This is a genomic window from Brevibacillus fortis, from assembly GCF_046196545.1.
Taxonomy (GTDB): domain Bacteria; phylum Bacillota; class Bacilli; order Brevibacillales; family Brevibacillaceae; genus Brevibacillus; species Brevibacillus fortis_A.
Genome location: NZ_CP176370.1, coordinates 6213460 through 6233185, shown reverse-complemented (window position 1 = coordinate 6233185; position 19726 = coordinate 6213460). Strand labels below are relative to the sequence as shown.

At 49.1% G+C, this 19726-nt stretch carries 15 protein-coding genes and 1 pseudogene; 11 read left to right on the top strand and 5 right to left on the bottom strand.

All coding sequences use genetic code 11. The annotated features are described in order from the left end of the window. The first annotated feature begins 10 nt into the window (after window positions 1-10). The 10 genes from ACKKE8_RS30195 to ACKKE8_RS30150 all read left to right on the top strand — a co-directional run bounded on the left by ACKKE8_RS30195 (window position 11) and on the right by ACKKE8_RS30150 (window position 12488). Window positions 11-1984, top strand: a complete 1974-nt coding sequence (locus ACKKE8_RS30195) for a methyl-accepting chemotaxis protein (protein WP_409176234.1) — start codon at window positions 11-13, stop codon at window positions 1982-1984. Between the two features lie 116 nt (window positions 1985-2100). Next, window positions 2101-2958, top strand: a complete 858-nt coding sequence (locus ACKKE8_RS30190; protein ID WP_409176233.1) for a transporter substrate-binding domain-containing protein — start codon at window positions 2101-2103, stop codon at window positions 2956-2958. Between the two features lie 253 nt (window positions 2959-3211). After that, on the top strand, window positions 3212-4750 hold the full coding sequence (locus ACKKE8_RS30185) for a DEAD/DEAH box helicase (RefSeq protein ID WP_409176232.1): 1539 nt from the start codon (window positions 3212-3214) through the stop codon (window positions 4748-4750). A gap of 148 nt (window positions 4751-4898) precedes the next feature. Further along, complete coding sequence (locus ACKKE8_RS30180; RefSeq protein WP_409176231.1) at window positions 4899-5084, top strand: hypothetical protein; 186 nt, start codon at window positions 4899-4901, stop codon at window positions 5082-5084. Between the two features lie 191 nt (window positions 5085-5275). Continuing rightward, on the top strand, window positions 5276-6706 hold the full coding sequence (locus tag ACKKE8_RS30175; RefSeq protein ID WP_409176230.1) for a PTS mannitol transporter subunit IICB: 1431 nt from the start codon (window positions 5276-5278) through the stop codon (window positions 6704-6706). A gap of 63 nt (window positions 6707-6769) precedes the next feature. Continuing rightward, window positions 6770-8875, top strand: a complete 2106-nt coding sequence (locus ACKKE8_RS30170) for a BglG family transcription antiterminator (protein ID WP_409176229.1) — start codon at window positions 6770-6772, stop codon at window positions 8873-8875. Next, window positions 8872-9306 (top strand): PTS sugar transporter subunit IIA, encoded by a 435-nt coding sequence (locus ACKKE8_RS30165; protein WP_409176228.1) that lies wholly within the window; start codon window positions 8872-8874, stop codon window positions 9304-9306. Before ACKKE8_RS30170 ends, ACKKE8_RS30165 begins: the two co-directional genes overlap by 4 nt. A gap of 6 nt (window positions 9307-9312) precedes the next feature. After that, on the top strand, window positions 9313-10473 hold the full coding sequence (locus ACKKE8_RS30160; protein ID WP_409176227.1) for a mannitol-1-phosphate 5-dehydrogenase: 1161 nt from the start codon (window positions 9313-9315) through the stop codon (window positions 10471-10473). A gap of 17 nt (window positions 10474-10490) precedes the next feature. Beyond that, entirely contained in the window at window positions 10491-12212 is a 1722-nt protein-coding gene (gene ptsP, locus ACKKE8_RS30155; protein ID WP_409176226.1) for a phosphoenolpyruvate--protein phosphotransferase, read from the top strand. Between the two features lie 18 nt (window positions 12213-12230). Continuing rightward, window positions 12231-12488, top strand: coding sequence for an HPr family phosphocarrier protein (locus ACKKE8_RS30150; RefSeq protein WP_015893797.1), 258 nt, complete (start codon window positions 12231-12233; stop codon window positions 12486-12488). A 66-nt stretch (window positions 12489-12554) separates the two neighbouring features. On the opposite strand, the pseudogene ACKKE8_RS30145 reads toward ACKKE8_RS30150, so the two are convergent. Together ACKKE8_RS30145 and ACKKE8_RS30140 are read right to left on the bottom strand one after the other, a co-directional pair. After that, a pseudogene (locus ACKKE8_RS30145) lies at window positions 12555-14230 on the bottom strand (sulfatase-like hydrolase/transferase). A 136-nt stretch (window positions 14231-14366) separates the two neighbouring features. Then, complete coding sequence (locus ACKKE8_RS30140) at window positions 14367-15434, bottom strand: YeiH family protein (protein ID WP_409176225.1); 1068 nt, start codon at window positions 15432-15434, stop codon at window positions 14367-14369. A gap of 128 nt (window positions 15435-15562) precedes the next feature. Between ACKKE8_RS30140 and ACKKE8_RS30135 the strand changes: the two genes are divergently transcribed. Further along, a complete protein-coding gene (locus ACKKE8_RS30135) occupies window positions 15563-16459 on the top strand; it encodes a LysR family transcriptional regulator (RefSeq protein ID WP_409176224.1) in 897 nt (298 codons plus the stop codon). Window positions 16460-16505: 46 nt separating this feature from the next. On the opposite strand, the gene ACKKE8_RS30130 is transcribed toward ACKKE8_RS30135, so the two are convergent. From ACKKE8_RS30130 to ACKKE8_RS30120, 3 genes are all read right to left on the bottom strand, one after another. Beyond that, complete coding sequence (locus ACKKE8_RS30130) at window positions 16506-18068, bottom strand: ATP-binding protein (RefSeq protein ID WP_409176223.1); 1563 nt, start codon at window positions 18066-18068, stop codon at window positions 16506-16508. Next, window positions 18058-18735, bottom strand: a complete 678-nt coding sequence (locus tag ACKKE8_RS30125; protein WP_409176222.1) for a response regulator transcription factor — start codon at window positions 18733-18735, stop codon at window positions 18058-18060. The genes ACKKE8_RS30130 and ACKKE8_RS30125 overlap by 11 nt, the downstream gene beginning before the upstream one ends. 207 nt (window positions 18736-18942) lie before the next feature. After that, window positions 18943-19629 carry a hypothetical protein gene (locus tag ACKKE8_RS30120; RefSeq protein WP_409176221.1) on the bottom strand — a complete coding sequence of 229 codons (687 nt, stop codon included), beginning with the start codon at window positions 19627-19629 and terminating at the stop codon, window positions 18943-18945. Window positions 19630-19726 lie beyond the last annotated feature (97 nt).

Genomic DNA, 19726 nt, shown 5'->3' with positions numbered 1-19726 from the left:
GGGATTCGGTATGAAAAATAGTTTGAAGAATAAGCTAATTATCGTTTTGTGCCTGCTGTTGGTTATTAGTTTGGGTACGGTTTGCGGTGCAAGCTATTGGAGTGCTTCCAATCTTTTGGCAGATAGTCTGGACAAAGAAGCTGAGTTGTCAGCTAGCAATCTCTCGATTCGTATCGATGGTTTCTTTCAAGAAAAAATTGAGATTGTAAGAGCGGTGGGAGGGTTGATGTCGGCTGATCAAAATGTCGAACAGGACCTGAAACTCATTCAAGAAGCCCAAAAGAAAAACCCCGAGTTTGAGACGTTCTTCTTTTCGCATGACTTAAGCGGTAAGAAAGTAATCAATTTCAAGGGTGAAGTGACCGATATCTCGGATCGTCCGCATATTAAGGAAGCTAGCAAAGGGGAAGGGAAGGTTGTTGTCTCCGAGCCAGTCATTTCGAAGCGGACAGGGAATAACATCGTGACCCTTGTCGTTCCAGTGATGAAGGACAATCGTCAATACGGTTATATCGGTTCTACTATTCCTATCAATGAGATCCAAAAGAAGGTGTCCGAAGAGAAATTTGGCCAATCTGGCTACGCCTTTTTAGTAAGCAAAACAGGAACATTTATTTATCATCCGACGAGCGAGTACATTCTGAAGGAATCGATTCTCAACATGGGTGTTCTTGAACTTCAGACTGCTTTTGAAAATATCAAGCAAGGGAATCATGGAATCGCCCAATATAAATACGAGAATACAGAGCGATTTGCTTCCTATGTTCCTACCAGTTTGAACTGGGGCATATACATCACTGCACCCGTTGCGGAGCTGCATGCGCCTGTCGATCAACTGTCAGCCCGATTGATGGTGATTTCCCTCATCGTGTTGGCTATCGGGGTTGTGCTCGTTTATTTCTTAGCTGTACGCATGGTGAAACCAATTGAGCGTCTGAATCACGCAGTAAATGTAGTGGCGCAGGGGAACTTGAAAGAGACCGTAACGGTTGACGGGAAAGACGAGATTGCCGTTCTGTCACGTGACTTTAACCAGACGGTATCGCACTTGAAAAATTTGATCGAAGACGTATCTCTGTCGTCTGATCAAGTACAGCGTTTTAGTCAGGAAGTATCCGAAGGCATTAAACAAGCGACGCAAAACATCAACCAAATCGGCTTGTCAATTGCACAGATTTCTGAGGGAGCAGAGGCGCAGGCCACCAGCTCGCAGGATATCGCGTTGTCTATGAATGACATGGCAGCAGGCATCGTGAAAATCGCGGAGACGTCTGCACATGTTTCAGAGGCTGCCCAGATAGCAACAGAGCAGGCTGAGCAAGGGACTGCCGTAGTAGAACAGGCAGTTCGCCAGATGGGAAGCATTGGCGAGGGGACATCGAAGGCGACAGTAGCCATCGAGCAGCTCAACAATCGCTCCAAAGAAATCGAAGGCATTCTTGATACGATCAGTCAGTTGACCTCGCAAATCAACTTGCTTGCCTTGAACGCTTCGATTGAGGCAGCACGTGCCGGCGAGCATGGACGTGGGTTCGCTGTAGTTGCCGGAGAGGTAAAGAAACTGGCGAATCAATCCGAAGAATCCGCATCCAAGATCGCGATGCTGATCGGAGAAATTCAGGAGGATACTCGTCACGCGGTAGAGGTCATGACCGCAGGTAACCAAGACGCACAGCAAGGTATCCAACTGGTCGAAGAGGTTCGAGAAATCTTCGGGCATATTCTGGAATCTTCCCGTAACGTTGCCGCGCACATTTTGGAAGTATCCGCAGCATCTGAACAAATGTCAGCAGGCTCTGAGCAAGTGAGTGCTTCTGTGGATGAAATGCATAACATTGCGAAACATGCTTCACTCGACGCGCAAACAGTGGCAAGGGCAACCGAAGAGCAGCTTCAAGCCATCCAGGAAATTGGCCAGTCTGTCGAGCGTTTGAACGCAGTAGCAGAAGAATTACAGCAAGGAATCGGCAGGTTTACTGTGTAAGAGGCAGCTCAACAGGTTGTAAGTCCTCTTCTTTGAAAGGGGGGATGCCATTAGGGGATGATGGAGTTTGTTTCTGATAACTAAATTCATTACCGAACAACAGGAGGAGAAACCAAATGAAAAAATTTACAAAAACAATTTTGGCAAGCACACTCGCTGCTACTATGCTCATGACTGGAGGAACAGGTGCGTTTGCCGCAACGGTGGTTAAGCCTGTCCCAACCGTAGCTGCTGAAGCTGCTAAAAAACCGCAAGCGAAGAAGTTTGAGTCTCGTTTGGACGAAATCATCGCGAGAGGCTACATCCTTGTAGGTACTCCAGGGGACTACAAACCGTTTACATATCTGAATCCAAAGACGAACGAATTTGAAGGCTACGATATCGATGCGATGAAAGAATTCGCAAAAAGCCTGGGAGTAGAGGCGCGTTTTGTCCAAACCTCTTGGCCGACACTGATGGACGATCTGTTGGCAAATAAATTCGATATTGCTGTCGGAGGCGTTACGCGCAACACAGACCGCCAGAAAAAAGCACACATGAGCGATCCTTATATTATGTTCGGTAAAGCTCCACTTATCCGTGCAGAAGACAAGGACAAGTACAAAAGTGTAGCAGATATCAACAAGCCAGAGGTGCGCATTGGTGTGAATCCAGGGGGCACCAACGAAAAATTCGTTCGTGAGCACCTGACAAAAGCAACCGTGACTGTTGAACAAAACAACCTCGATATTCCTGGTCTGGTAGCAAGCGGTAAGTACGATGTGATGATCACGGATACGCTGGAAGCGATTGTATATTCCAAAGCAGATTCCCGCCTGTATGCAGCTCTGACCGACAACCCGTTCACCAAGAGTGAAAAAGCGTACATGATTCACCGTGGAGACACGATCTTCGCTAACTACTTGGATCTGTGGATGGACGAAATGAAGCTGCAAGGAAAATTTGATGAGCTTTACAAAAAATGGGTAAAATAATCCCGTGATAGACAAGCAGCCCTCTCCTGGGCTGCTTTGTTAATTTTTACAAATTGCATCATTAAAAAATCAAACAATTTGGGTATATAAGCAGTTTGCTTTTTCAGTCATTGCGTGGTACGATTACAGCTATGTTCTTTAGGGTGCTACGTACAATCGGGGATAAAAGGGCATTTTCCGGATCGTAAGGAATAGTGCCCTTTTTTTTGAGAATTTTATAGATGAAGGTATTGATAAAGGAGACTGACATTCATTGGCGACTTTTAATGATTTTGGCTTACATCACTCCATTGTTAAAGCATTGAGCAACATGGGCTTCGAAGAGGCTACAGCGATTCAGGATCAAACGGTTCCTGTAGCACTGCAAGGCCGTGACCTGATCGGTCAGGCACAAACAGGTACTGGTAAAACTGCTGCATTTGGTATTCCACTGATTGAACGCTTGGATGAAACAAGCGGAAATATTCAAGGGGTTGTTTTGACTCCAACTCGTGAGCTGGCTGTTCAGGTTGCAGAAGAGATTAATAAAATTGCCCAATTTAAAAACATCTCTGCTCTGCCAATCTATGGTGGTCAAGACATCACGCGTCAAATCAAAGCGTTGAAAAAACGTCCACAAATTATCGTAGCAACACCTGGTCGTTTCATGGACCACATGAGAAGAAGAACGATTCGTCTGGATGCCATTGAGGTTGTTGTTTTGGACGAAGCGGATGAAATGCTGAACATGGGCTTCATCGACGACATCAAGGAAATCTTGAAAGAGGTTCCAGACAATCGTCAAACGCTGCTGTTCTCTGCTACGATGCCGAGAGCGATCCAAGAAATCGCGCAGCAGTTCATGAGCGAACCAACGATTATTCAAGTGAAATCAAAAGAAGTAACCGTACCAAACATTGAACAGCAATATATGGAAGTGGCTGAAAAGCAGAAGTTCGATGTACTGTGCCGTTTGCTGGATATTCACTCCCCTGAGCTGGCTATCATTTTCGGTCGAACGAAGCGCAGAGTAGATGAGTTGTCCGAAGCGCTGACCAAGCGCGGTTATGGCGCAGAAGGTATCCACGGGGACCTGAACCAAGCGAAACGGGATAGCGTACTGCGCAAGTTCAAGGAAGGTACGATTGAAGTACTGGTAGCGACTGATGTTGCAGCTCGCGGTTTGGACATCAGCGGTGTAACCCATGTATTTAACTTTGACATTCCACAAGACTCCGAGAGCTACGTTCACCGTATCGGTAGAACAGGACGTGCTGGTAAAACTGGTCTCGCAATCACGTTTGTGACTTCCCGTGAAATCGACCATCTGCGTCTGATTGAGCGTGCTACAAACCGTCGCATGGAGCGTCGTGCGGTTCCTTCGATGGCAGAGGCATTGGAAGGTCAACAAAAGATGACGGTAGACAAAATTCTTGAAGCATCTGGAAGAGATGATCTGTCTGCTTATAAAACGCTGGCAGAGCAATTGCTGGAGGATGTCGATTCCGTAACACTCGTATCCGCAGCACTCAAGTTGTTGACCAAGGAGCCAGATGTGACTCCTGTTCGCCTGACAGAAGAGGCTCCTCTTCGTGTAGGGAAGAAAAAGCTGCCTCCAAAAGGAAAAGGTGGCTTCGGTTCCGGTTCCGGATTTGGCGGAAAGCGTCCATCTCGCCCACGCAATGGCGAATATCGTCCTCGCGGCGGCGAATCTCGTCCACGCAGTGGCGAATCTCGTCCACGCAGTGGTGACTCTCGTCCACGCAGTGGCGACTCCCGTCCACGTGGCGAATCTCGTCCACAACGCAGCTAAGAATCGAGCGGTATCGCAAGCAAAGACTGGTGTGCACATATGCACATCGGTCTTTTTTTCGTGTAGACTGCCTGCGAATATTTAGGGGAATCCGTGACAAACTAGGAGTGTTTTGGCACGAATTTTCGCGCAGGGAGAGAGTGCAAGCATGACGAAAACAGCCATTGGGAAGTGGGCTGGTATTTGGCTCGCCGTATTGGGAGGGGGGATGTCGGTTCATGCAACTGGACATTCCATTGATCAAGCAAAGGAAATCGAGCAAAATCAGGTGTTTGAGATCGATGTAGATGTGAAGACTGGAAAAGTGATCAAGGTTGAATCGGAGAATGTGTAAGGAGAAGGCTTCTGCAACAGGGCAGAGGTCTTTTTCCTATGCGCAATTAAGTTTTGGCAACAACGAGTTAGACAAATTCGCGCTTTGATTTTGTTGTTACCTCCTATGAAAACGCTTTATATTTGAGATGTACACATTACCTTTTTCAATCATGTCAACATCTCATAAATAGGGGTAAAGGAGGGTTTAGTATGGAGAGCGTGGAAACAAAAAACTCTTCAGGCGGAATACGGGTCTCGGTACAAAAGTTTGGACGATTCTTGAGTGCGATGGTCATGCCGAATATCGGTGCCTTCATCGCTTGGGGATTAATTACTGCGTTGTTTATTCCAACAGGTTGGCTGCCTAACGAAAATTTGGCCAAACTGGTTGGACCGATGATTACGTATTTACTGCCACTGCTGATCGGTTATACCGGCGGAAAAATGGTTCATGATGTTCGAGGCGGGGTCGTAGGTGCCGTCGCTACGATGGGGGTTGTCGTAGGCGCAGACATCCCGATGTTCCTGGGAGCCATGATCATGGGTCCTTTGGGTGGCTGGGCTATGAAAAAAGTGGACCAGTTGTTTGAAGGAAAAATTCGTTCCGGCTTTGAAATGCTGGTGAATAACTTTTCCGCGGGTATTGTTGGTGGGTTACTGACACTTTTTGCTTTCCAAGCAATTGGACCTGTCGTTGCAGGCTTGAGCAAGGCGCTTGCAGCAGGTGTAGAAGTCATTGTGGGTGCAGGATTGTTGCCGCTTGCCAGCATTTTCATCGAGCCAGCGAAGATTCTGTTTCTGAATAATGCGATTAACCACGGTATTTTGAGCCCGATCGGTCTGGATGAAGCGGCGAAGATGGGCCAATCCGTTTTCTTCCTGCTTGAATCCAATCCGGGGCCAGGTCTGGGAATTTTGTTGGCATACTGGCTTGCTGGCAGAGGCAGTGCCAAGCAATCGGCTCCGGGTGCTGTCATCATTCACTTCTTCGGAGGTATTCACGAAATCTACTTCCCGTATGTGCTGATGAATCCGCGTCTGATTCTGGCGGCCATTGGCGGAGGGATGGCTGGTGTGTTTACCTTCACATTGCTTGGCGCAGGATTGGTGGCACCACCATCTCCAGGTAGTATTTTCGCCTTGATTGCAATGGCTCCGCGTGGTGGATTGCTACCGGTACTGGCTGGTGTGTTGGCAGCGACTGTCGTGTCCTTCCTCATCGCATCTGCTCTCTTGAAAATGAGCGCGAAGACAGACGAAGATGAACTGGAAAAAGCGACAGAAAAAATGCAAGAGATGAAAGGCAAAAAAGCGCAGGAACAAGAAGTAGTAGAAGCTCCCGTGAAGCATGAGGTAGCAGCTGCTGACGTGAAGAAAGTCGTCTTCTCTTGCGATGCGGGAATGGGCTCCAGTGCGATGGGAGCGGCGTCCTTGCGAAAAAAGTTCAAGGATGCGGGCCTGACCGAGATTACGGTCATCAATACAGCGATCAACGACATTCCAGGCGACGCTGATATCGTCATTACGCACAAGTCTTTAACAGAGAGAGCGCAGGTCAAAGCGCCTTCTGCGGAGCATATCTCTATTGAAAATTTCTTGAATAGTCCCGAGTATGACAAGTTGGTCAAACGCCTGGGGTAAAGGGAATCAACGCTAGTGAGAGCTAGCGTCTTCCCTCTTTGGCGTTAAGGAGGGAACGAAGACATGCATGTATCCTCTCGACAGCGATCTATTATCGAGATTTTATTGAAGGAACAAAAAGGAGTTACCGTTGGTTCGATCGCCGAACAGATTGGTGTAAGCGGCCGTACCGTTCATAGGGAATTGGATGCCCTAGATTCCTTGTTTGACGAATTTGAACTGGAGTTAGTCAGAAAAACAGGTTCAGGGCTAGAAGTAGTGGGGACTGACGAGCAAAAGCGTGCACTCAGAATGTCTGTCCTGCATCACATGACGAAGGAATACACCGCGCAGGAACGTAAGGCCATCATCCTGTGTGCGCTCTTGGAGGCATCGGAGCCAGTCAAGCTGATTTCGCTGGCGATCGATTTGAAAGTGACGACAGCGACCATCAGCCATGATTTGGATGATTTAGAGACCATGCTCGCTCGATACGATCTATCACTCTTGCGAAAAAGAGGGTACGGCGTAGAGCTGCAAGGGACAGAGTCGTCCAAGCGGCGTGCTATCAGCAGACTGATTGCCGAGCATCTGGACGATCACGAGCTGATTGGCATTATCAAAGAAAATATTCAAAACAAGGCACTGCGAGACATCGACTCAATTTCGGAACGGCTGCTCGGTTTGATTGACCGGGAAAAGCTGATCAAGGTCGAGAATGCATTGAGCCATCTGGATGAGGAGCTTCCATATCCTTTGGCAGACAGCGCCTATCTCGGATTAGTCACCCATTTGGCATTGGCCATGGAACGGATTGAAAAAGGGGAAGGCATTCATTTTGACGAGAATACCCTCAGTGAATTGATTGGAACACCCGAGTACGAAATAGCCAGCAACATCATGGATCGGCTAAAGCAGATTTTCCAAATGGAGATCCCAGCGGATGAGATCGGCTATATTACGATGCATCTGCGGGGAGCCAAGCTGCGGCATTCTCCGGATGACCAGGTATGGCCCGAAAATACGGAGCTCATGGTCATTACGAAACGCTTCATTCAAGCCTGCGAAGAACGCTTGGACATTCCACTTGGCAATGACGCCTCGCTGTTCCATGGTCTGCTGACGCATTTGGAGCCAGCGTTGTACCGATTACAGCGGAAGATGGAGATTCGCAATCCGATTCTCGAACAGATCAAGCAAAACTACCCAAAGCTGTTTGCCGTAACAAGTGAAGCGGTCCATACGATTTTGCCAGAGCTACAGGTTCCAGATGAAGAGATCGGGTACCTGGTGATGCATCTTGGTGCGGCACTGGAGAGAACGCGCCATGAGCAGCAGTGGTACCGGGCATTAGTGGTGTGCTCCAGCGGAATCGGCTCCTCCAAGATTTTGGCAACGCGCATCAAAAAAGAAATACCGGAAATCGTTAGCTTGAAAAATCTGTCCATGTTCGACTTGGAAGAGGTTCCAGCAACAGATTATGATTTGGTCATTTCCACCCTTCCATTGCCGCTCGATCCAGCGGAATATGTCGTGGTCAGCCCGCTGCTTCCACCAGACGACATCCAAAAAATTAAATATCAATTGCACACGACGAGCCAGAAACGATCCCATCAGGAGAAAAGTCAGCTGGTTCCCGCAGGACAGCAGTCCATCGAACAACTGAGGGCCATGCAATACTACGCTGCGTATGCCAATGAGCTATACGATGGGCTATGGGGAATGAGATGGGATAATCGTGATCAGGACATCGCCCAGCTTTTGGGACAAATCAGCAAGAGGCTGAAAGAACGTGGAACGATCGAGGAGGTCGAACCGGTAGTCAAGCAGTTGATCGAGCGGGAAAAGCTCGGCGGTTTGGGGATTCCGGGAACATCCTTGGCCCTTTTTCACGGAAGAAATGAAGCGGTGAACAAGGCGTCTTTTACGTTTCACCAATTACGAGAGCCCGTCCTTCTACGCTCGATGGATGAAGAAGTGATATCCATTGACACGCTTCTGCTACTTTTAGGGCCGAAAGAAGTGCCGAAAGAAGGGCTGGAAGTACTCAGCGAGATCAGCTCCCTTTTGATTGAAGAAGAAATGCAAGCAGTTTTGAAAACAGGAGAAACACAGCAAATTGCTGATTATATAGCGGGCAAAATGTATGCGTTTTGCCTCAAAAAGATAGGATTGGAGAGAACGAAATGAAAAATATATTGACAGCAGAAAAAATCATGTTGAATGCAAAGGTAGCCAATAAGGAAGAAGCGATCAGACTGGCAGGACAATTGCTTGTGCGTGCAGGCCATGTAACGGAGGCGTATATAGAGAAAATGCAAGAGCGCGAGCAGTTGGCGACCACATATATCGGAAGCGGCGTAGCCATTCCGCATGGAACGAACGAATCCAAGGCAGAGATTCAATCCACGGGGATCTCCATCATTCAGGTGCCGGAGGGCGTAGATTTTGGAGGGTGTAATACAGCTTACTTGCTGGTAGGCATTGCTGCTGTAGGAGATGAGCATCTGGAGGTGCTCTCAAACATCGCGATTCTTTGCTCCGAGGAGGAAAACGTCAAGCGGATTGTAAACGCGGCTTCGGCGGAAGAAATCATTGCGATGTTCTCCGAGGAGGTGTAATCCCCTATGCTAGCTGTACATTTTGGCGCAGGTAACATTGGGCGAGGCTTTATCGGACAGCTGTTGCAAAAGGCAGGCTATGAAATTACGTTTGTGGATGTCAATGCGGCTTTGGTCGATGAACTGAATGAGCGAAAAATGTATCGTGTGCAACTAGCGACAACAGGAAAACCGGAGTCGGTCGTGGAAGGAGTTCGAGCGATCAATGGTCAGGATGTAGCTGCGGTAGCTGAAGCGATCGCCACTGCCGATTTGGTTACGACGGCAGTCGGTCCTAACATTCTTCCGCACATTGCAGGGGCCATCGCAGCCGGCATTACCCGGAGACTTTCTGTTCATGCGAAGCCACTCAATGTGATTGCATGCGAAAATATGATTGGCGGCAGCGAGAAGCTGAAGGAGCATGTGTATGAGCACCTGACGGTATCGGTTCAAGCAGAGGCAGCACAATGGATCGGATTCCCCAATGCAGCTGTAGACCGGATTGTTCCTTTGCAGCAGCATGATGACAAGCTTCTGGTTATGGTTGAACCGTTTTTCGAATGGGTGGTAGATTCGTCGCAGATGGTAGGAGAAGTCCCTTCTATAGAGGGCGTTACCTATGTGGAGGACCTCGCGCCGTACATCGAAAGAAAGCTGTTTACCGTCAACACAGGTCATGCGGTCATCGCGTACCTGGGGTATCAGTTGGGGATGAAAACGATTGATGAAGCGATGCGAGACGACCGGATTGTTCAGGCGACACGCGGGGCTCTTCAGGAGACAGGTGCACTGCTTGCTGCCAAGTACGGATTCGACTCGCAAGTTCATGAGCAGTATGTAGAAAAAATTCTCGGCAGATATACCAACCCGCTGCTGTCTGACGATATTGTCAGGGTGGCACGTTCGCCGATCCGCAAGCTGTCGCAGCATGATCGTTTGGTCGGCCCAGGGCTGCAATGCATGGAAAAAGGAATGAATCCAGAGCATTTGGGTCTGGCGATTGCAGCGGCACTGGCATTCGACTATCCCGAGGATGCGGAGTCCGCACGGATACAAGCAAGCCTGAAAGAGTTTGGATGGGAAAATACATTACACAATTGTACCGGCATTCCGGCAGGTCATCCTCTTGAGGAGATCGTGCGCGAACAGGCACGTAGATTGAAGGAATGGTCAGGTAGCCATTGAGAGAGGCTGGTGTTACGATGTCCCAAAAGATCACAGGTGTAAAAGCTTCAGCAGGTATAGCCATTGGCAAGGCGTTTTTACTAACAACGCCTGACTTACAGATTAATACCGTAGCGATTGAAGATCCGGCGGGTGAAATCCAACGCTTTCAAGAGGCATTGGCTCGAGCGAAAAATGATTTGGAGGACATCGTTCTGCGCGTGGAGCGGGAGATGGGGGCGGATCATGCAGACATTTTCAAAGCTCACCTGCTCGTCTTGGAAGACCCGGAACTGGTCGATACTGTCAAAGATAAAATCTCAAACGAAAAGACAAACGCTGAAAGTGCCTTAAATGATGTCGCACAAGCATTCATCGGACTTTTCGAGCAAATGGACAACGAATACATGCGGGAGAGAGCAGCAGATATTCGTGACGTGACCACACGTGTACTTTCTTACTTGCTCGGGGTACCGTTTGCAGGACTCGGTGAGCTGACAGAGGAAGTAATCATTGTAGCGGATGATTTGACGCCTTCCGATACGGCCCAATTAGACCGCCGCTATGTCAAAGGCTTCGTCACGGACATTGGTGGACGAACCTCTCATTCGGCGATTATGGCACGTTCCCTGGAAATTCCTGCTGTTGTCGGAACACAAGGGATTACTCGTGCAGTTCAACCCTCGACGCTCATCATTCTCGATGGGCATGAAGGAATCGCGATTATCGACCCGAGTGAAGAAGAGATCGCTGTCTACAAACGCAAGCAGGCTGATTACAAAGCGCAAAAAGCCGAACTGGCGAAGCTTGTGAACAATAAAACGGTCACGTTAGACAATCATCATGTCGAGCTTGCCGCCAATATCGGAAGTCCTGAAGATGTCGCTGGGGCAATCGCCAATGGGGCAGAAGGTGTCGGGCTGTTCCGCACGGAATTTCTGTACATGGGACGCAATCATTTTCCGACGGAAGAGGAGCAATACCTCGCGTACAAGCACGTGCTGGAGCATATGGGCGACCGCCCGGTGGTTATTCGCACATTGGACATTGGTGGGGACAAGCATCTCTCTTACTTGGCTTTGCCAGAAGAAATGAACCCGTTTCTTGGACATCGCGCCATCCGGCTGTGTCTCGACAACCAAGAACTGTTTCGTACGCAGCTGCGTGCTCTTTTGCGCGCAAGTGTACACGGCAATTTGAAAATCATGTTTCCGATGATTGCGACACTGGAGGAGTTCCGCCAGGCGAAAGCGATTTTGGAGGAAGAGAAAAAATCTTTGGTAAATGGCGGAATCGTAGTATCCGATCAGTACGAAGTGGGTATCATGATTGAGATCCCTGCTGCGGCACTGATGGCCGATCAATTTGCACGCGAAGTTGACTTTTTCAGCATTGGAACCAATGATTTAATTCAATACACAATGGCAGCCGACCGTATGAACGAGAAGGTCGCTTATCTCTACCAGCCTTATCACCCTGCCGTTTTGCGCTTGCTGCACAACGTCATTAAAGCAGGGCACGCGCAGAACAAATGGGTCGGCATGTGCGGGGAGATGGCGGGCGATCCTATTGCGATCCCGATTCTGTTGGGAATGGGTCTGGATGAATTTAGTATGAGTGCAGGGAGCATTTTGCCTGCGCGCCAACAGCTGAGTCGTTTGAGCGTAGAGGACGCAGCGAAACAGATCGATACGATTTTACAGATGAGCACTTCTGCGCAAGTAGAGGCGTTCGTGAAGGAATGGCTTGAGAGAGTGTAGAGAAGGAGGTAGATCAGAATGGTAGAGAAAAAAATAGTGGTTCAACTGGCGCACGGCCTGCATGCACGTCCTGCTGCGAACTTTGTGAAGGTGGCCACGTCTTTTTCCAGCGAAATTAAAATCATCAAAAATGAGAAAAATGTAAATGGCAAGAGCATCATGGGCATTATGGCAGCAGCGATTGGAAAAGGGGAAGAAATTACCCTGATCACGGATGGTGTCGATGAACAAGAAGCGATGGCAGCATTGGAAAAAGCATTGACCGAACAGGAATAGTGAAGAGAAAAGGAAAGTCGAAAAGCCCCTCAAGCTGAGGGGTTTTTTCTGTTGTTCCGGGAATGTTCACGTAGACAGAAGATGTGCGAAAGGGTTCGAAAAGGGTGTCAGTCGCTTTTGAGCTCGTTGTTCTTCTAAAAGCAGCTCCATTTTCAAACGAACGCGCTCTGAGTGTGTGATTTTGTAGAGGGGGATTACCAAATTCCGTGTTTCCAAAGGATCGGTCGTGAGATTGTACAGTTCGTAATCGGTCATCGTGGGGTTGTTTATGTCAGCGGCGAAATAGCGAGAGTATTTCCATAAAGCGCGATGTCCGGCGGAGTATATGTAGGCGATGACCGTTCTACCCGATTGGGAGGAATGACAGAGTCATAGGGCTGGTGTTGTAGACTCATTTGATGTTGTCCTTTTGTTACATCGTCGTCCGTCATGAAGTAGATTGGCTCGCTGGAGATAGTATCGGTATCGTGGGACAAAATGAGGGGAGTAAGATCACGGCCGACAAGAGGTCGTACCTCGCTATGTGTATCGGTCAGCTCCTCACCAAGCCTATCTGTGTCTGCTCCAGCCATGCCGAGCAGTGTCGGAAGAATATCTACATGACTGGTTAACAGCTCTGTGGAGGTTGCGTGTGGAAAAAGGAGTGGGTTGTGGATGATGAGGGGAACGTGAATCGCCTCTTCATAGGCACAGTACCATTTTTGATGCAGATTGCCGTGGGCGCCCAACAATTCGCCATGATCGGATGTGAAAACGACGAGTGTCTCGGGATAAAACGAGCTGGCGACGAGTGCTTCCAGAACACGCATGACTTCCCGATCGGCGTTTTTCTGGAGCTGATAGTACAATTTTCGATAATGGGCTTGGTCCGAAATGGGCTGGAACGCTTGTGGATATACCTCCCGATAACTCGCTTGGCAGCGCGGCTTTGTTGCTAGTGACTCATGCTGAGTAGGGGGCGGGGCAACAGTGGGAACGGACTTATCCACATGGAAGCGAAAAAACGGTGTGCCCGCAGAGATATCCCCATAGATCGCGATATCATGTGGATTGACGAAAGACGCCACGATCAGCCAAGGTTGGTAGCTTTCAACGGAGTGTTTCTCCTGGTCCAGTGCATGGAGTAGCTCAATGACTTCGCTGCTGTACACTACATCACGACCATTTACTCCGATGGCTGCGGACGAACCGGAGTTATGCGGCGCTCTCCCATGCGGTTCAGGCCCTATCCAACTGGAGAAGCCATAGCCGTCCAGCCGATCCGCGAGCAAGTATAAGCGCTCTTTATCGGGATCAGGAACCCCTGTTCCAGGGATATAGCTGGGGATAGGAAAATGGGTACCCGGTACCCAGATGTCGGCATCGGATATATGCCACTTGCCTTTATAGAAACACCGATAGCCCGCTTGACGGAAATAATTTCCCATCGTCGGGACAGTATTGCGATCGAGCCAGAACATGTCGCTGTCGGGAGAGCGTTTTGCCGCGCCGCTGGTCTGGGTGACGCCGTGCAAAGAGGGGTACTGACCGGTGAACAAGGTGGCTCTGCTAGGGCAACAGCCTGTGGAGCCGACGTAATGACGCTTGAACTCCAACTCATGCTCTCGCAAAAAAGCATGAGCATGGAGTGTATCCTCACTCCATGCACGTATCGCAGGATTTTCATAAACAGGGGGAAATCGTTCCTCATCCACGATGATGAATAAGATATTCGGTCCTCTCCTCAACCATTTTCTCGACATATAGATCCCCCTCGGCAAAGATGTACACATCTTTATCAACATATGGGGATAATCTTTGTCCTTATCCACAAAAAAACTCGCCGATCATCAAGAAATCGGCGAATTCAAATTCGGATGTTTGGTTATCCACAGCTGTTTATACCAATGCAAAGGAGAGTACCGACAAAAGAATCGAGGTAATACTCATGGCAATCAGTGGGCGCGCCGCTTTTGTCCGCAGTGCACGCAGATTGACATTGAGGCCAAGCCCAACCATCGCCATGGTGAGCACAAAGGTTGTGACATGGGCGACACCATTATGGAACGCTTCTGAGACAGGAATGGATGTGCCGAGAACGTAGCTTCCAAATACACTCATGGCGAGGAAGCCGATCAGGAACCAAGGGAATTCGATCTTGGTGCCACTTTGTAATTTCCCGGAGCGTTTCATCCAAACCATCAGGATAAAACAGAGCGGGACCAACAGAAGCACACGCCCCAATTTTGCCAGCAGTGCAATCGCTAGCCCATCTTGACCCGCTGGTGCAGCAGCCAATGCGACATGAGCAATCTCATGCAGACTAATTCCTGACCACATGCCGTATTCGACCGCGGACAGGGGAAGGAATGGACGCAGGATCGTGTAGGCAATAGCAAATAAGGTTCCGACGAGTGCGATCATTCCTACCCCAATGGCGGTATCTTCATCCTTGGCAGCAACGATAGGAGAGACGGCTGCAATCGCCGCTGCTCCACAGACGCCTGTACCGACTCCAAGCATGAGGGAGAGGGAAGAGTCTGCTTTCAGCCACTTGGCTATCAGCATCGTGGCCGCGATGGCAAAAATAATGACACCAGCGTCATAGACGAGAAGCCCGAGCCCTTGATTCAAGACGACGTCGATATTGAGCTTAAGCCCGTACAAAATAATAGCCAGACGCAGTAAACGTTTGGCGGAGAATTGAATCCCTGATCGCAATGCTTCCGGATATCCACGAAAATGCCGGTATGCAACCGCGATCAGGATCGAACAGGCGAGGGGGCCAACTTGTTGAAAGCCAGGTATTTTCGCTAAGCCGTAGCCTGTCAGGGCGATGAAAAAAGTAAATGCGATTCCAGCTATCCACTGTGGGAAGGATGCGGGGCTGCTTTCGTTGTTTTTTGCAGGCTGTACACTGGCACTGCTTTCATTCAATGGCACGCTGCTTTTGATCGGAGTTGCCATTGCCATCACTCCTCGAAAAGATTTACAAACTCAGCATACGGCAACTGTTATAATAAGAAAAATAAATCATTGCGATGATCATCATAAGTGAAATGAATGGTTAGTGGTGGAAAGGAGAGTGAAGGCAGTTGGATCAGCATTTGCTTGTGTTCGTGACCGTTGCAGACAGACAGAACTTTTCCCGAGCCGCAGAAGAGCTCCATATGACGCAGCCTGCCGTCAGTCAGTATATTCATGCCCTGGAGCGCACGATAGGGACAAAGCTCCTGGAGCGAAGCAACAAATATGTTCGCTTGAATAAAGCGGGGGAGATTGTCTATCATCACGCTCGGGAGATCTTGGGCTTGTACACGCGGATGCAGAGCCTTGTGGATGATTTGATGAATACACCGAGTGGGCATTTGACCATTGGCGCCAGCTACACATACGGAGAGTATGTGCTTCCTCATGTCATTGCGCGTCTTCGTCAGTATTACCCAATGATTACCCCCACGATTACGATCCACAATTCCACAGTCATTGCTGAGCTGGTGGCGAAGCGACAACTCGACGTCGGGATAGTTGAGGGGGAGTATGTGGACGAAAAAATGTGCGTGGAGCCATTTGCTGATGATCGTATGTATTTGATTGCTTCTCCAGAGCATCGATTGGCCGGGCAGACTGAGGTCAGTATTGACGAGTTGACGAAGGAAACATGGATTGTGCGGGAAGAAGGGTCGGGCACGAGGGAAGCGGCTGAAAAAATGTTTCGCCAGCTGCAATTCACACCGCAAAAGCGAATGGAGTTCGGCAGTACACAGGTGATCAAGGAATCAGTGGAGGCTGGCCTGGGAATCAGCTTACTCTCTTATTGGGCCATCCGCAAAGAACGCAAGCTCGGCACGCTCTGTACACTGAAGGTGACGGGGACACCGGTTACCCGTGACTTTTCGCTCGTCACGAAATCTGACGAGTTTCATACCAAAGCATTGGACATTTTCATGGATCTTATCCGCACGCATGTACCGGAGGGGGCCCATACGTAAAAGAGGAAGCGGCACGAATGATCGGTGCTGCTTCCTCTTTTCATTTTCATGCGGACGAGTATGGATGGGCGAGTGTCAGACGAAAGGTTGTTCCTTCTGGAGATGTCTGAACCAATTCGACATTGCCGCCGTGTGCCTTTGCCAATAGGCGGGAGATCGTCAGGCCCAGCCCTAGGCCTTGCTTCTTTTTGCGTTTGCTATCTCCGCGATAGTACCGTTCGAAAATGAAAGGAACCTCTGGCTCAGGAATTCCTTTTCCGTTGTCGGTTACATCGATGGAGAGGAAGTCGCTTTGGTTGTAGACGTCGATCTTGATTTGCGTTGCATTTGCTGCAGCACTGTTCCCCAATAAATTGAGCAAAATTTGTTTGACATGTGATTCATCGCCAATCCATACGATTTCACGTCCAGTCGAGTTAACGGTCACAGATACGTCTGCAAATGAGGGCAAGGTTTGCACCTGTGCGACGATCTGATCTAATGTGCATTCTATCCGTATGGACTGCTTCTCGACGAATACCTCACCTGCTTCCATCGACGAAAAATCGAGCAGGTCATTGACCATTGTCTGGAGTCGTTTGGCTTCGTCCATGCTGATTTGCATGAATTCATCCGCATCCGCACCCTTCACAACGCCGTCTTTCACCGCTTGAATCATCCCGCGGATCGAGGTGACAGGGGTACGCAGCTCATGGGAAACACCAGCCAAAAGGTCGGTGCGCATCCGCTCCAGCTGTCCGAGTCGGTTAGCCATTTCGTCAAAGGAATGGACCAGCTGGCTGATTTCTGCCTCTTTTATTTTGGCGGTATCGGGCAGTGAGGGCGCATAGTTTCCGGTAGATATTTGCTCGGCTGCCATTGCCAACTGCCGGAGTGGCTGCGTCAGGGATCGAGACAAAACATAGACGATGGCCCAACCGCACAAGGTGATGATGCCAATGGAAACCATGATCGTGATATAGGTGTGGACCAAATCATTGTTAAGCGGCGTGCTCATATAATAAGTGCCTGCGACTCCGTTTTGTTCATAGTAAGGTACACCTACCCGCAACCACGTAGCTTCCCCTGCGGAGATAACCTCCCGTGTTTCCTTTGTGTTGTCTACAGGCTGGATAGGTGTAGGCAACTTGGTAATGGTAGCAGCCGCCTGATTGACCATTTCCTTTTTGGACGTCTTGCCCGCAACATCGTAAATCTGTACCACGTGATCCATTGGCACAGTTGGCATGACCCTAAGAGCGATCGTGGTGGTAGCTGCTGCGGGCAATGTGGTGTCGGTAATAGAAGGTGACGTAGGGCCAGTTACAGCAGCTACAGTAGTGAGGGTCTGGCCAGGGATAGCAGCAGTTACTTGCGCCAACTCCCCTTTCCTTAAAGGAGTAGCTGTGTCGCTCTTGGTAAGCAACACCTTGGTATACGAATCCGCGAGCATCTCTGTTCTTGCTTCCAATACTTGAAACTGCTGTTCTGTAGCTGCTTTGTTAATCCAATAGATTCCAAAAAAGCCGATGCCGAGTAGGATAACTGACAAAATCAAGGCGTAGCGCCACGTCCAGTAGCGCAAGAGAGGCACAGCTGTTCTGGTAGAAGTAGATCGTTTAGTAAACACGCAGGCTGTACCCCATTCCTCTGATCGTGCTGATCTCCCCTTCGGAAGTCGGCCAAGGCGACAAGCTTTTGCGCAAACGTTTCACAGCGGTATCCACAGAACGATCCCCTCCTTCAAAGTCCATTCCCCACACTTGATCCAGTAATTGATCGCGGCTAAAGCATTGGTTGGGATGTCGCGCCAGAAAAACGAGCAGCTGCCAATCCCGTGGCATTAAGGAAAGGGGAGTTTTCCCGATTAACGCATTCTGTGCCGAAACATCTATCGAAAGCGTGCCGAGCCTGATCGTATCCGCTTCTGAGAGATAAGAGGAACGGCGGAGCACGGCTTGGACACGAGCGAGCACTTCTTCAGGATCAAAGGGCTTGGCGATGTAGTCATCAGCACCTTGGGCCAGCCCTTGGAGCTTGTCCGGCACAGTTCCACGCGCCGTGATGATAATGACAGGGCAGCTGCCGTATTGGCGAATCTGATCGAGTATATCCAAGCCGTCATGATCGGGAAGCATCAGGTCAAGTAGGACAAGATCCGGTTTCCAGGAGAGAAAAGTCGGAATTGCCTCGTGATCACCCTCATTCCATTTTACCTCATAGCCAGCCCGTTCCAGGTAGACGTGGACAAGCCGGGCAATCGGCATTTCATCCTCGATGAGCAGAATTCGTTTCACGAAGAAACACCTCCTATCTATCTCAAATCAATTTGTACTTATCATAGCAATGATGGACATCATTTGGACTTACATCATTTGTAAAAAACGTTCTTGTTTCAGTTGTTTAGCATAATGGAGTTATGTGTCCGTTAAATGGCGAAGGGTATATTAAAACCTCTGGCAGTTTCCCGTCAGAGGTTTTTGTGTGTGCTTGAAAGGCAACGCTTATTTTTTGATGGCAGCTACTGAGACTGTTGCACCTTTTGTGATCTTGCCTTCTTTTTCGAGCTGTTTGATCAATTCGTCAACGGTGATTCCTTTCTCTTTTGCCATTTGCTCCAAGCTGCTTCCCTCTTGAAAGGTGACCACTTGGTTGCCGTTTTCATCGATTTTGACAGATACTGTAGCACGATCGGTGATGGTGCCTTCTTTTTTCATTTGCTCGATCAGTTCTTCCACAGAGATGCCTTTTTCTTTTGCTACTTCTACCAGATTGATAGCTGGCGTGGAAATAGTCATTGCCAGTTTGCCTTCTTCTTTAAGCTGCTCGATCAACTCTTCTACGGAGATCCCTTTTTCTTTCGCCATTTCTTCCAGATTCATAGCAGGGTCCAGAGCGATGAATGCTCCGCCTGAATTGGTGCCGTCTGGACTGCTGGTAGCAACTCCTTTTGTGATCTTGCCTTCTTTTTCAAGCTGCTCGATCAACTCTTCCACAGAGATACCCTGTTCCTTTGCCATTTGCTCCAGGCTAAAAATTGGTTTTACAAGATCTTCTGTACCATTTGTGTTCACCATTTTCAGTGGAGCAGAAACACCGGTCGTTGTCGCCGTTTCATTTGCCGCAAACGCGGAGCCTGCCATTGCGGATACTGCCAGAGCCATTACTGCCATTGCCATTTTCTTCTTCATTGTAAAATTCCTCCTTGGGGTTCTGTATATGGTGGTGAGCCTTGTTTGCGGGCTTGCCCGTCTCGGCTACAACACAAATTTAATGGGGGCGTGTGTC

What these genes read in the sequence shown, in the direction of transcription:
- ACKKE8_RS30195 (WP_409176234.1), top strand. Translation starts at nt 11, where the DNA reads ATGAAAAATAGTTTGAAGAATAAGCTAATTATCGTTTTGTGCCTGCTG.
- ACKKE8_RS30190 (WP_409176233.1), top strand. Translation starts at nt 2,101, where the DNA reads ATGAAAAAATTTACAAAAACAATTTTGGCAAGCACACTCGCTGCTACT.
- ACKKE8_RS30180 (WP_409176231.1), top strand. Translation starts at nt 4,899, where the DNA reads ATGACGAAAACAGCCATTGGGAAGTGGGCTGGTATTTGGCTCGCCGTA.
- ACKKE8_RS30175 (WP_409176230.1), top strand. Translation starts at nt 5,276, where the DNA reads ATGGAGAGCGTGGAAACAAAAAACTCTTCAGGCGGAATACGGGTCTCG.
- ACKKE8_RS30170 (WP_409176229.1), top strand. Translation starts at nt 6,770, where the DNA reads ATGCATGTATCCTCTCGACAGCGATCTATTATCGAGATTTTATTGAAG.
- ACKKE8_RS30165 (WP_409176228.1), top strand. Translation starts at nt 8,872, where the DNA reads ATGAAAAATATATTGACAGCAGAAAAAATCATGTTGAATGCAAAGGTA.
- ACKKE8_RS30160 (WP_409176227.1), top strand. Translation starts at nt 9,313, where the DNA reads ATGCTAGCTGTACATTTTGGCGCAGGTAACATTGGGCGAGGCTTTATC.
- ptsP (WP_409176226.1), top strand. Translation starts at nt 10,491, where the DNA reads ATGTCCCAAAAGATCACAGGTGTAAAAGCTTCAGCAGGTATAGCCATT.
- ACKKE8_RS30150 (WP_015893797.1), top strand. Translation starts at nt 12,231, where the DNA reads ATGGTAGAGAAAAAAATAGTGGTTCAACTGGCGCACGGCCTGCATGCA.
- ACKKE8_RS30140 (WP_409176225.1), bottom strand. Translation starts at nt 15,434, where the DNA reads ATGGCAACTCCGATCAAAAGCAGCGTGCCATTGAATGAAAGCAGTGCC.
- ACKKE8_RS30120 (WP_409176221.1), bottom strand. Translation starts at nt 19,629, where the DNA reads ATGAAGAAGAAAATGGCAATGGCAGTAATGGCTCTGGCAGTATCCGCA.